Here is a 12,873-nt window from a genome sequence, read left to right on the forward strand (position 1 = left end):
TAATGACGAACACGGTCCCTATATGTGGGACAGTGGGGTGTGGCGAATCCTCCGTACGACATTCCACCCGGCACGCAGACCCTCGCCCGGGGGCTGGCGGTCATCCGCGCCGTCTCCGACGGGGCGCAGGATCTCCGCGCGGTCGTCGAGAGCACCGGGCTGGGGCGCAGCACCGCGCACCGTCTCGTCCAGTTGCTGGTCCACGAGGGCTATGTCCGGAGCGGAAGCCGGGGGTACACCCTCGGTCCGACGTTGATCGAACTGGGTTTCAAGGCGCTGCACGGCAACCCGCTGCCCGTCGTCGCGCGCCCGATCCTCGAGGAGCTGTCGGCGCACGTCCACGACACCGTGCACCTGGCGGTCGAGGACGGCGGTTCCGTGCTGTATCTGGACAAATTGCCGGGGTCGCGGGGTGCCGAGATGCGCTCGCGTATCGGTCACCGCATGCCGCTGACACGCGCCGGTGTCGGGAAGGCTCTGCTGCTGGACTCGGCCGAGCGCTGGGATGCGCTGTACGAGAGCGACGCCGCGCAGGGGCAGCGGCCACCGAGCCCCCGCGGATTGGCGGACTTCCGCGCGCGCATGCAGGACTACGCGCGAAGGGGCGCGGCGATGGACCTCGAGGACAACGAACCCGGAATCCGCTGTGTAGCGGCGCCGGTGCGGGACGCGTCGTGCGCGATCGTCGGCGCGATCAGCGTGTCGGCCACGAGCCCGTACATGCCCGACGAGCGCATGCGCGGCCTCGTGCCGGTCGTGTGCCGGGCCGCCGGGCGGATCTCCGCGGCGCTCGGCTACCGGGAGATCTGAGACGGCGGTCGGACCACGTCACGCGGTGGGACGGTCAGCGGTACCGGCCCTCGCAGGCCTGCTCGCCGCCGAGCACTCCGGTGCGGAAGGCGTCCACCCGGGAGAATCCGCTCGGCACGGTCTCCCCGTTGACGTCACTGGCGGCGAGACCGTCGGTGAGCAGCCCCGACACGGCCTCGTCGAGGTCGCCGGGGGACAACCACACGCTGCCCGCCTCCAGTGTGGCGGGACTGTCCGGGCTCAACGCGCTGGTGATGACGCCGGACAGGCAGGCGGCTCGCAGCGCGGTCTGGGGTGAGTGCAGATCGTTGCCCCGGTCCCGCTGCAACGCCAGGGTGTACCGCGACGCGAGCAGGACGTACGCGTTGTAGTCGCCGGTGAGCTTGGTCTGGAAGAGTTCACGCCTGCCCGGGCGTCCCGGTGTGCCGCGTTCGGCGAGGGCGTCGACACTGACGCCGATCGTGTTGGTGGCCGGGCAGTACGACACCGGTTCGGTCGCGTCGGCGTCTGCGCAGTCGAGGTCGGCACCGTCGAGTTGCAGCGTGGGGGGATCGCTGAGATCGAAGATCTGCTGGAAGGACGTGAAGAACGCCTCGAGGGACTCCTCGGTGACGGGGAGTTCGCCGTCGTCGCTCTCGTCGGCGAACCGCTGCGGCAGATCCGCACGACGCGAGTCGATCTCCTTCTCGTCGATGCGCGTGCACGCTGCCGGACCGTCCGTGAATCCGATCTGGGTGGCGGTGACGCGTTCGAACGCCGAGCCGTGCACGTTGTCGGGATCATTCGGGTCGGTGTCACCGATGGCCACCGCCGACGCGAGTACCTTGTTCAGCCCGTCCGACGTGTTCAGCGTGAAGTGGGACGCCTTGTCTTCTGCGATGTACCGCATGAACGCCCCTGCGAAGCAGTCGGCCTGCTGTTCCCGCACGATGCCGCCGCCCACGTTCTCGTCGGCGATTCCCGCCTTCGTCTGGACGGCGTGCCCGTACTCGTGTGCCAGAACGAAGACGGCGGCGACAACGCCGAACTTCTCCACGACCTCGGGCAGCAGCAGCGCCCGGTCCCAGCCGATCGTGTGGTCGGTGCTGCAGTAGCCGGCGTTGAGGACTTCCTCGGTGCCGTCCCCACAGAAGCGCGGGCCGCCGGACTCGCGCGGATCCCAGGAGATCAGTTCCTCGACCGGCTCGAATTTGCGCTGGAACAGTGCCGGGAATTCCGTCCGCCAGTAGTCCTCGATGTCGCTCACCGCGTTGGCGACCATAGTGTCGACCTCACCGCCGTCGGTGCCGGTGACGGGGAGGTCGGCGTCGGGCACGCCCTTGCGGGCACCGCTCGGACCCGACGTGGCATCCAGGCCTGCCACCTTGAACGGATCGTCGTAAATGGACGCGGCCTCGCCGTCCACCGAACGCGTACACCCGGACAGGACGACGGCGGCCACGGCCAGAACGCCCATGCTCGCAGCCCACTGCCGCCGTCGGGTCAGCAAGGCCGTGCCTTCATCAACGCTCCAGACTCATCCAGATCGCGCCGTTCGCGGGCAGTGCCACCTCTGCGGAGGCGGGACGGCCGTGCCACGGCTGCGAAGTTGCCGTCACCGCACCGAGATTTCCCCAACCCGATCCTGCGTAGATCTCGGCGTCGGTGTTGAGAATTTCACGCCATTCGCCCCGTTCTGGCAAGCCCACACGATAATTCGCGTGCGGGGAACCCGAGAAATTGAACAGGCAGGCCAGGATCGACCCGTCGGTTCCGTAGCGCAGGAAGCTCAGGACGTTGTTCGCGGTGTCGTTGGCATCGATCCAGGAGAACCCGCCCGGTGACGTGTCGAGAGTCCACAACGCCGGGCGCTCGCGGTAAGTGGCGTTGAGGTCGTGGACGAGCCGGAGCAGACCGCGGTGGAAGCCGCCGGTGTACGGGTCGTCGAGCTGGTACCAGTCGAGTCCACGCTCCTCGGACCACTCCCCGGTCTGTCCGAATTCCTGACCCATGAACAGCAGTTGCTTGCCGGGGTGCGACCACATGTACGCCAGCAGTGCACGAACACCGGCAGCCTTCGCGTAGTCGTCGCCGGGCATCCGCGTCCACAGCGTGCCCTTGCCGTGCACCACCTCGTCATGGCTGACGGGCAGCAGATAGTTCTCGCTCCACGCGTACATCAGGGAGAACGTGATCTCGTGGTGGTGATAGCTGCGGTGGACGGGATCGTGTGCCATGAATCCGAGGGTGTCGTGCATCCACCCCATGTTCCATTTCATGTTGAACCCGAGACCGCCGACGTTGGTCGCGCGGGTGACACCCGGCCACGCCGTCGACTCCTCGGCGATGGTGACGACTCCGCGGTGCTGCTTGTGGACCGTGGCGTTGGTCTCCTGCAGGAAGTCGACAGCCTCGAGGTTCTCCCTGCCGCCGTGGATGTTCGGCGTCCACCCGCCCTCCGGCCGCGAATAGTCGAGGTACAGCATCGACGCGACCGCGTCGACGCGCAGACCGTCCACATGGAACTCGTCGAGCCAGTACAGCGCGTTAGCGACGAGGAAGTTGCGCACCTCGCGCCGGCCGAAATCGAACACGTACGTTCCCCAGTCGAGTTGCTCGCCGCGCTGGGGGTCGCTGTGCTCGTAGAGCGGTGTGCCGTCGAAACGTGCCAGCGCCCACTCGTCCTTGGGGAAGTGGGCGGGAACCCAGTCGACGATGACCCCGATGCCGGCGGCGTGCAGGTGGTCGACGAACCACCGGAAGTCGTCGGGGGAGCCGAACCGTGAGGTGGGCGCGTAGTACGACGTGACCTGGTACCCCCACGAACCGCCGAACGGGTGCTCGGCCACCGGCAGCAGTTCGACGTGCGTGAATCCCGTCTCCGTCATGTGGGCAGCGAGTTGTTCGGCCATCTCGCGGTAGTTCAGCCCGGGCCGCCACGAACCGAGATGAACCTCGTACACGCTCATCGGGGACTGCGCCGGCTCGGTGGCCGCGCGCTGCGCCAGCCATTCGGCGTCGTTCCATTCGTATGTGCTCACCGACACCCGGGACGCTGTGGCGGGCGGGACCTCGGTCGCGAAGGCCATGGGGTCGGCCTTGTCGCGCACACTGCCGTCGGGTCCGTGGACCCGGAACTTGTACAGGTCGCCGACCTCGATACCGGGGATGAACAACTCCCACACCCCGGTTGACCCGAGCACCCGCATCGGGTAGTTCCGCCCGCCCCACCCGTCGAAATCGCCGATCACACTCACCCCGCGGGCGTTGGGAGCCCAGACGGCGAACGAGGTGCCGGTGACGGTGCCGTCGGGGGTGTCGTAGCGGCGGCGGTGCGCGCCGAGGATCTCCCAGAGGCGCTCGTGCCTGCCCTCACCGAACAGGTGCAGGTCGAGTTCGCCGAGCGTGGGCAGGAACCGGTATCCGTCGGCGGAGACGTCGTTGTGACCACCCGGCCACGTCGTGGACAGCCGGTAGTCCATCAGATCCCGGTAGGGGACGAGTGCCCCCCACACACCGTGCGCGAGGTGTTCGAGCGAGAAACTCGTCCCGCCGATGACGGCGTCGACGGCCTCGGCGTGGGGGCGCAGTGCGCGGATCACCGTGCCGTCGGGGTGCGGGTGTGCGCCCAGGATCGAGTGCGGATTGTGGTGCTCGCCCCGGGCCAGCAGGTCGAGGTCGGCGGCGTCCGGTGCGATGGCGACAGGCGGTTCGACGGTCACTATGTACCTCCGCGGTAGGCCAGCTTCGTTCTGGCCGGATAGGGGATCGACGGTAATGCCAGGATATGGGCCACCGCACGCCAGGGCTCCAGGCGCACGAAGTTGGTCTGCCCCCAGTGATACTGCTCCCCGGTGACCTCGTCGAGCACGGTCAGGTGGTCGTGCCAGTCGCGGCCCAGCGCGGGCATGTCCAGCCACACGTTGCCCTGCTCGGCGCCGTACGGGTTGAGGTTGATCACCGTCAGCACGGCATCCCCGGTGGTGGCGTCGAACTTGGAATAGGCGATCAGGGCGTCGTTGTCGACGTGGTGGAAATGGATGTTGCGCAACTGCTGCAGCGCCGGATGCTGCCTGCGGATCCGGTTGAGCGCCGTGATCCACGGTTCGAGGGACTCGCCCCGCGCGGCGGCGCCCTCGAAATCGCGGGGACGCAGCTCATACTTCTCCGAGTCGAGGTACTCCTCACTGCCCGGTCGCACCGGAACGTGTTCGTACAGTTCGTATCCCGAATACACCCCCCAGGTGGGAGACAGGGTCGCCGCCAGCGCGGCGCGCAGGGCGAACATTCCCGGGCCGCCGGTCTGCAGGCTCTCGTGCAGGATGTCCGGGGTGTTGACGAAAAGGTTGGGGCGCGCCTCGTCGGCCTTGGCGGCGATCTCCTTGCCGAACTCCGTCAGCTCCCACTTGGCGGTCCGCCATGTGAAGTACGTGTAGGACTGCGTGAAACCGCGGCGGGCGAGACCGTACAACCGCGCGGGACGGGTGAACGCCTCGGACAGGAACAGGACGTCCGGATCCGACTTCTTGACCTCGGCGATCAGCCACTCCCAGAAGTCCGGCGGCTTGGTGTGCGGGTTGTCGACCCGGAAGATCTTGACGCCCGCCGCAACCCAGTGCCGGACGACCCGCAGGACCTCCGCGTAGATCCCGTCGCGGTCGTCGTCGAAGTTGACCGGGTAGATGTCCTGGTACTTCTTCGGCGGGTTCTCGGCATAGGCGATGGTGCCGTCGGGGAGCACGGTGAACCATTCGGGGTGCTTCTTCGCCCACGGATGGTCCGGTGCGGCCTGCAGGGCCAGGTCGATCGCCACCTCCATGTGCAGCTTCCGGGCGGCAGCGATGAACGCCTTGAAATCGCGCATCGTCCCGAGCTGGGGATGAATCGCGTCGTGGCCGCCCTCGTCCGAGCCGATGGCCCACGGCGAGCCGACGTCGTCGGGGCCGGGGGTCAGCGTGTTGTTGGGGCCCTTCCGGTTGACCTTGCCGACCGGGTGGATGGGCGGGAGGTACACCACGTCGAATCCCATCGACGCGATGCGGGGAAGTGCGGCCACGGATGTGGCGAACGTGCCGTGCCGCGGCGTGCCGTTCTCGTCCCAGCCGCCGGTGGACCGCGGGAAGAACTCGTACCACGACCCGAACAGGGCACGGGTGCGATCGACGAGCACGGTGTGCGGTTCGCTCTTCGTGACGAGATCGCGCAGCGGATGTGCGCGCAGCAGCTCGGTGACGTCCGACCCGAACGCCGGGGCCACACGTTCGGAGAGGTGACGGTCGGAACGCAGCGACGCCGCGACCCCGGCCAGCCGCGAGCGGTCCGCGCGGGGGACGCCCTTCGCGGCACGCTCGAACAACCGCGCACCGATCTCGAGGTCGTTGGCCAGTTCGGCCGGCCCCTGTCCCACCGCCAGCTTGGCCTCGACCGCGTGCTTCCAAGTGGTGACCGGATCGCTCCAGGCCTCGATCCGGAACGTCCAGGCGCCCTCGCCGGTCGGGGTGAACGAACCGTCGACGGTGTCGGGCACCGGACCGCCGGTCATCGGAATGCGGAAGGTCGCCGAGCCGCCCGACGCGGCACTGCGCGGTCCCCGCACCGCGAGCGTGGCGGCCACGGCGTCGTGACCTTCACGCCACACGGTTGCCCGGACGGGAAACACCTCACCCACAACGGCCTTGGCGGGATACCGACCGCACCCGATGTTCGGTTCCACGTCGTCGATACCGAGTCGACCTGTCACACTGGGCTCCGTTCCATAGCCGGAAGTTGCCGGCGGCTCGTGGGCTGGGCCGCCCGTTCAACCGTAATGGAGTCGACCGGTTCCTGTCCGTATTGGAGATCTGGCGTCTACCCGCCCCGACACGGCGCAACCACGCCCGTAGTGCGTTATCGTTCGCGAGGTGAAAGCCTTGCGTCGGTTCACTGTCCGAGCCCACCTTCCGGAGCGGCTCGCTGCCCTCGGTCCGCTGTCCACCAATCTTCGCTGGTCGTGGCATCCGGCCACGCAGGAACTGTTCGGATTGCTGGACGAGGAACTGTGGCGGCAGGTGCAGTTCGACCCGGTCCGGATGCTCGGTGAGGTCGATCCCGCCCGCCTGGACGAACTGGCCGAGGACGTCGCGTTCCTGGCCCGGCTCGACGCCGCGGCCGCCGACCTCGACGACTACCTGTCCCGGCCCCGCTGGTATCAGAACCAGCAGGCCAAGGGAGTGTCGCTGGACGGTGGGATCGCGTATTTCTCAATGGAGTTCGGGGTCAGCGAAGTGCTGCCCAACTACTCCGGTGGACTCGGAATTCTCGCAGGCGACCACCTGAAGGCTGCGTCCGATCTGGGCCTGCCGCTGATCGGTGTCGGCCTGTTGTACCGCTCGGGCTATTTCCGGCAGTCGCTGACCTCGGATGGCTGGCAGGCCGAGCACTACCCGCCGCACGACCCGCAGGGACTGCCGCTGCGTCTGCTCACCGAGTCCGGGCTGCAGTCGTCGGGTGGGGCACCCGTCCTCGTCCATGTCGCGATCCCCGGTGGCCGGGTTCTGCGCGCCCGCGTGTGGATCGCGCAGGTGGGACGCGTCCCGCTGCTGCTGCTCGATTCCGACATCGCGGAGAACGACGCCGAGATGCGGGGCGTCACCGACCGCCTGTACGGCGGCGACCAGGACCACCGCATCAAACAGGAGATCCTCGCCGGGATCGGCGGTGTCCGTGCCGTGCGCGCGTACACCCACGCCTACGGCCTGCCCGATCCCGCCGTCTTCCACATGAACGAGGGACATGCGGGTTTCCTCGGCATCGAGCGGATCCGTGAACTGGTCACCACCGGCGGGCTCGACTTCGACGAGGCGCTGGCCACGGTTCGGGCCGGTACGGTGTTCACCACCCATACCCCGGTTCCCGCGGGAATCGACAGGTTCCCGGCCGACCTCGTGCGGCACTACTTCGGTGGCGACAACGGTGTGAACGAATCCTCGCTGCTGCCGGGGCTCACGATCGACCGGATTCTCGGACTCGGCCGCGAATCGGATCCGGCGGTGTTCAACATGGCCCACATGGGCCTGCGGCTCGGGCAACGGGCCAACGGTGTGTCCAAGCTGCACGGCATCGTCAGTCGGGAGATGTTCCAGCCGCTGTGGCACGGATTCGACGCAGGGGAGGTGCCGATCGGCTCGGTGACCAACGGTGTCCACGCGCCCACCTGGGCCGCACCCGAGTGGATCGATCTGGCCACCCGCATCCTGGGCCCCGAACTGGTGGAGGAGGCCCGCGGCTGGGAGCGGCTGCAGGACCTGTCCGCCGAGGAACTGTGGTCGACCCGCAACGCGCTGCGCGGGAAACTGGTCGAGGAGGTGCGCCGACGGGTACGCGCGTCCTGGATCGAACGCGGTGCGACGTCCGCCGAACTGGGCTGGACGGACGAGGTGTTCGACCCGAACGTGCTCACCGTCGGCTTCGCCCGGCGGGTGCCCACCTACAAGCGATTGACGCTGATGCTGCGCGACCCCGAGCGGCTCCGGGCCCTGCTCCTCGACGAGAAGCGTCCCGTGCAGCTGGTGGTCGCCGGGAAGAGCCACCCCGCGGACGACGGCGGGAAGGCCCTCATCCAGCAGGTCGTGCGTTTCGCCGACGCCGCCGACGTCCGGCACCGCATCACCTTCCTGCCCGACTACGACATGTCGATGGCGCGGTACCTCTACTGGGGTTGCGACGTGTGGCTCAACAACCCGCTGCGCCCGCTCGAGGCGTGTGGCACGTCGGGGATGAAGTCCGCCCTGAACGGCGGACTGAACCTGTCGATCCGTGACGGTTGGTGGGACGAGATGTTCGACGGCGAGAACGGCTGGGCCATCCCGACCGCCGACGGCGTCGTCGACGAGACACGGCGGGACGATCTCGAGGCCAGCGCACTGTACGAACTGCTCGAGCGCGCCGTCCTGCCGAGGTTCTACGACCGTGCGGACGGCCTGCCGGTGCGCTGGGTGGAGATGGTCCGTCACACGCTGCAGAATCTCGGCCCCAAGGTGCTCGCGTCGCGGATGGTGCGCGACTACGCCGTCCAGTACTACGCGCCGGCCGCCGAATCGGCCCGGACGGTGGCTGAGGAGAACTACGCCGGCGCCCGCGAACTCGCCGCGTTCCGTCTCCGCGTCGAGGCCGCCTGGCCGTCGGTGGCGGTTCTGCAGGTCGACGGCGCCGGGCTGCCCGACACTCCCGAGATCGGCGCCAATCTGGTGCTCCGCGCCCGCATCCGCCTCGGCGAACTGTCCGTCTCGGACGTCACCGTGCAGGCCGTGATCGGGAAGGCCGGACCGGACGAGGAGCTCACCGACATCGTCACGGTCCCGATGACCCACTCCGGATCGGACGAGTCGGGGGAGCTGTTCGCCGCCGACCTGGCACTGCCGCTGTCCGGATCGGTCGGATACACGGTGCGGGTCCTTCCGCACCACAGACTGCTCGTCGACCCGTCGGAGCTGGGTCTGGTGACGGTGCCGAACCCCTGACGTGCGCTACCGGTCGAGCCGGCCGAAGGGAACCTCGGCGAACGTGCCGGGCGGGTTGTAGTAGGGCGTGCGCGCGTAGAGGTCGAGTTGGGGCGGGGCGGCGAAGCCTCCCCACAGCGCCTCGCCCGTCACCGAGCTGATCCCGTGCTCGACCCCGCACGGTGCGAACACGACGTCGAACACGTCCATGTCGTGCCACCCGCCCTGCTGCCACGCCCGGGCCGTGCCGTCCCACAGGACCACGCACTCGTCCGAGGCGGGGTGGGTGTGCACGGCGGTGGTCAGCCCGTCGTCGCCGTTGGCGAAGTGGAACCCGGTGGACCGCGCGCCGTATCCGGGCCAGAGCACGAACACCATCGGGGCGTCGATCACATCGATCTTCGCGCCACGGAACACGTTGAAGAGTGCCCCGTGCGTGCGGATCTCGCTGACCGTGAGGTTCCACGCGCGCACGGCCGGGTCGGCGTCGTGGTAGGCGAGCTGCGACGGACCCGACAGCGAGCCCGGTGCCGCGTTGCTCCTGGCGAACCAGGCTGCTTCCTGGTTGACGACGCCGTACTGCCGGTTGTAGAAGCCTGCGGGTTCGTATAGTTCGAACTCGGGTGGCGAGACCGCGGCGACGGCCACCAGACCGGGCCCGCCCGGTGTCGCGCGGATCGCGTGCTCGACGGGAGGCGGGAAGAATCCCATGTCGCCGGGCCGGAATCGCGCCCACTGGTCGCGGACGAACACCTCCCCCTCACCCTGCAGCGCGAGGATCGACTCCTCGGCGAGACCGTAGGCATGTATGTCCATCTCCTGGCCAGGTTCCAGGGTGAGGACGTGCACGCTCTGCGTCTGGAAGCCCGTGCCGGGCCACGCGATCAGACGTGTCGCGACGCCGTGGATCTGGACCTCCACCCCGTCGTTGAGCGACCCGATCGCTCCGGCGGCGCGGATCTGCGCGGCCGTCCGGTGTCGCGCGCGGTAGGGGTCGTCGAAACGCGCAGGGAGTTCCATCACCCAATCGTAGGAACCGGGTGGTCTCGTTTTCAGGCGAACCGGGATACCCGCGGACGGGTCACCGGCCGACGTCCCGGCGCTGGAATCCGGTGACCGCGGCGAGGAACAGGGCGGCCGCGAGAAGCAGCAGAACCACGAGGGGCGTAACCGAGAAACTCTCGGCAGGCAGGGCCGGCGTGTAGTGGAAGGGGGAGAACACCCCGAACCAGTCCGGGAGCACTTCCCCGAACATTCCGGCGACGAGCACGTAGCCCAGGAATGCCCACAACGCCGGCAGCGCGCGGGGCATCAGGCCGTAGACGGCCGCGCACAAACCAACGATCAGCAGCACTGCCGGCACGGTGTTCAGGGCCGCGCCGATCAACCGGCCGAGCGCGCCCGCATCGGACAGCGTGAACGCCGCAGTGATCCCCATGCCGACCCCCGCCGCCACCGTGATCGCGACAGCCGCACCGGCGATCACCGCCAGCTGGCCACCGAGCCACGACGCCCGCGACACGGGGGTGGCCAGTGCCTCCTCGGCGCGACCGGACGATTCCTCCGAGCGAATCGATATGACGGCGCCGACGGCGTACATCGCCGCCATCACCACCAGGAACACCAGATACAGGGCGAACGCACCGTCGGCGGCCGCCGCGGCCCCGCCCGGCAGCAGCTGTGCGAGATCGGGATCCTGGTCGATGAAGTCGCTGATCTGCCTGCCGAGTGAACCGATGGGCAGCGACAGCGCGAACACGCCGACACCCCAGGCGAGGATCTGGCCGCGCTGCTGACGGGCCGCCAGCGCCGTGACACCGGTCAGACGGGAGGAGGCCTCGGCGCGCCCGCCCCGCGGCGGAAGGAGCCCTGACCCGACGTCCCGGCGACCGATGGCGGCATACGCGCATCCGACGGTCAGCGCCGCCGCGACGATGCCGATCAGCAACGGCCACCAGCGTTCGTCGACGTAGGCGCGGGTGGCCTGCGACCAGCCGATCGGCGACACCCACGTCAGCAGGCTCCCGCTGTGTCCCTGCTGCACGTCGCCCACCGCACGCAGCAAATACGCGACGGTGATCGCGGAGATCCCGACACCGCTTGCGGTGCGGGCGTGTTCGGTGAACTGGGACGCCAGCGCCGACAGCGAGGTGAACACCAGGCCCACCACCAGCACACCCGCGGACATGTTCAGCGAACCCGCAGGAGGCAGACCCACGGCGAGCAGCCCGATGACGAGCAGAAGCGCGACGAACACGTTGGCGAGCGCCGCGGAGATCAGTCCCGCCGTGATTCCCGCATACCGACCGACGACGCCGGCGCGTACCAGCTCCGTGCGCCCGGTCTCCTCCTCCGTCCGCAGATGCCGCGTCACCAGCAGCACCGACATGATCGCCACGGCCACCATCGTCATGCCGGCGATCTCGTTGGCCACCATCGCACCGAGCGTGTAGTCGTCCAGGCCGTACCCCGGCCCGGCGAGTGCCGTGGCGGCCGGCGACGAGATGAGATCGGCACGGGCCTGCCGGGATTCGGCGGTCGGGTAGATGGTGGAATAGCTCGACGCGATCAGGACGGTGAGGCCCGCCACCGCGACCGTCCACACCGGAATCCGGACCCGGTCGGTGCGCACCGCCAGTTCGGCGAGCACACCCGTTCCGCTCAGGCGACTCACTGCGGCCGTCCGATCCCGAGTGCCTCGACCTCGTCGCGGTACTCGCGGAGGAACAGGTCCTCGAGCGTCGGCGGGTTGGCGGTGATCGAGACGATGCCCAGCCCGGTCAACGTGGTCATGACCGGATCGATCTGATCGGAATCGACGTCGAACGTCACCGTGTTCGCGTCCTCGCCCTTCTGCAGGTTGTGCACGCCGGGGACGTTCGCGATGGGGGTGGGCTTGATCCGGGTGGTCGCCGTCACCGTGGTGCGGGTGAAGTGGCGCAGTTCGGACAGCGTTCCCGCCTGCACGGTCTTGCCCGCGCGAATGATGGTGACGGCGTGGCACAGCGCGTCGACCTCGGCGAGGATGTGGCTGGACAACAGCACTGTGCGTCCGCCGCGGGCGAATTCGGTGATGCACTCCTGAAACACCGCCTCCATCAACGGGTCCAGGCCCGATGTCGGCTCGTCGAGGATGAGGAGTTCGGTATCGGCGGCGAGGGCAGCGATGAGGGCGACCTTCTGCCGGTTGCCTTTCGAATAGGTGCGGCCCTTGCGGGTGGGGTCGAGTTCGAAGCGTTCGATCAGCGACGCGCGGCGGACCGAATCGAGTCCGCCGCGCAGGCGCCCGAGAAGGTCGATCGCCTCGCCACCGGAGAGATTGGGCCACAGGTTCACGTCACCCGGAACATAAGCGAGTCGCCGATGTACGGGCACGGAATCCTGCCACGGATCGGAACCGAGAACGGACGCCGAACCGCCGTCGGCGCGCAGGAGACCGAGGAGCACCCGGATGGTCGTGGACTTGCCCGAGCCGTTGGGTCCGAGGAATCCGTGCACCTCGCCCGACTTCACCTCCAGATCGAGGCCGTCGAGGGCGCGGACTTCGCCGAACTTCTTGGTGAGTCCGCGGACTGAGATCGCATGGTCCATCGGTCGAGCATAGGGT

8 protein-coding genes are annotated in these 12,873 nt (G+C 68.5%); 2 read left to right on the forward strand and 6 right to left on the reverse strand.

What is annotated here, in order from left to right; all coding sequences use genetic code 11:
* Positions 1 to 24: 24 nt before the first annotated feature.
* Positions 25 to 810 carry an IclR family transcriptional regulator gene (locus ACFWAY_RS28770; protein ID WP_378512994.1) on the forward strand — a complete coding sequence of 262 codons (786 nt, stop codon included), beginning with the start codon at positions 25 to 27 and terminating at the stop codon, positions 808 to 810.
* A 34-nt stretch (positions 811 to 844) separates the two neighbouring features.
* On the opposite strand, the gene ACFWAY_RS28775 is transcribed toward ACFWAY_RS28770, so the two are convergent.
* Genes ACFWAY_RS28775 through ACFWAY_RS28785 form a run of 3 tightly spaced genes read right to left on the reverse strand, consistent with a single transcriptional unit; the run spans position 845 to position 6,529 of the window.
* On the reverse strand, positions 845 to 2,266 hold the full coding sequence (locus ACFWAY_RS28775) for a neutral zinc metallopeptidase (protein WP_378512995.1): 1,422 nt from the start codon (positions 2,264 to 2,266) through the stop codon (positions 845 to 847).
* 46 nt (positions 2,267 to 2,312) lie between these two features.
* Positions 2,313 to 4,511 carry a 1,4-alpha-glucan branching protein GlgB gene (glgB, locus tag ACFWAY_RS28780; RefSeq protein WP_378452105.1) on the reverse strand — a complete coding sequence of 733 codons (2,199 nt, stop codon included), beginning with the start codon at positions 4,509 to 4,511 and terminating at the stop codon, positions 2,313 to 2,315.
* Entirely contained in the window at positions 4,511 to 6,529 is a 2,019-nt protein-coding gene (locus ACFWAY_RS28785; protein ID WP_378512996.1) for a maltotransferase domain-containing protein, read from the reverse strand. Before ACFWAY_RS28785 ends, glgB begins: the two co-directional genes overlap by 1 nt.
* Before the next feature lie 160 nt (positions 6,530 to 6,689).
* Here ACFWAY_RS28785 and glgP point away from each other — a divergent pair, with 160 nt between their 5' ends.
* Complete coding sequence (gene glgP / locus ACFWAY_RS28790; RefSeq protein WP_378512997.1) at positions 6,690 to 9,287, forward strand: alpha-glucan family phosphorylase; 2,598 nt, start codon at positions 6,690 to 6,692, stop codon at positions 9,285 to 9,287.
* Positions 9,288 to 9,293: 6 nt separating this feature from the next.
* Here the strand turns inward: glgP and ACFWAY_RS28795 are convergent, their stop codons facing one another.
* The 3 genes from ACFWAY_RS28795 to ACFWAY_RS28805 form a co-directional block, all read right to left on the reverse strand.
* Positions 9,294 to 10,286 (reverse strand): cupin domain-containing protein, encoded by a 993-nt coding sequence (locus ACFWAY_RS28795; RefSeq protein ID WP_378452108.1) that lies wholly within the window; start codon positions 10,284 to 10,286, stop codon positions 9,294 to 9,296.
* 61 nt (positions 10,287 to 10,347) lie between these two features.
* Positions 10,348 to 11,940 (reverse strand): ABC transporter permease, encoded by a 1,593-nt coding sequence (locus ACFWAY_RS28800; RefSeq protein WP_378512998.1) that lies wholly within the window; start codon positions 11,938 to 11,940, stop codon positions 10,348 to 10,350.
* Positions 11,937 to 12,857 (reverse strand): ATP-binding cassette domain-containing protein, encoded by a 921-nt coding sequence (locus tag ACFWAY_RS28805; RefSeq protein ID WP_378512999.1) that lies wholly within the window; start codon positions 12,855 to 12,857, stop codon positions 11,937 to 11,939. Before ACFWAY_RS28805 ends, ACFWAY_RS28800 begins: the two co-directional genes overlap by 4 nt.
* Between the last annotated feature and the right edge of the window lie 16 nt (positions 12,858 to 12,873).

The sequence above is a fragment of the Rhodococcus sp. NPDC059968 genome, from assembly GCF_042738615.1.
GTDB lineage: Bacteria > Actinomycetota > Actinomycetes > Mycobacteriales > Mycobacteriaceae > Rhodococcus_F.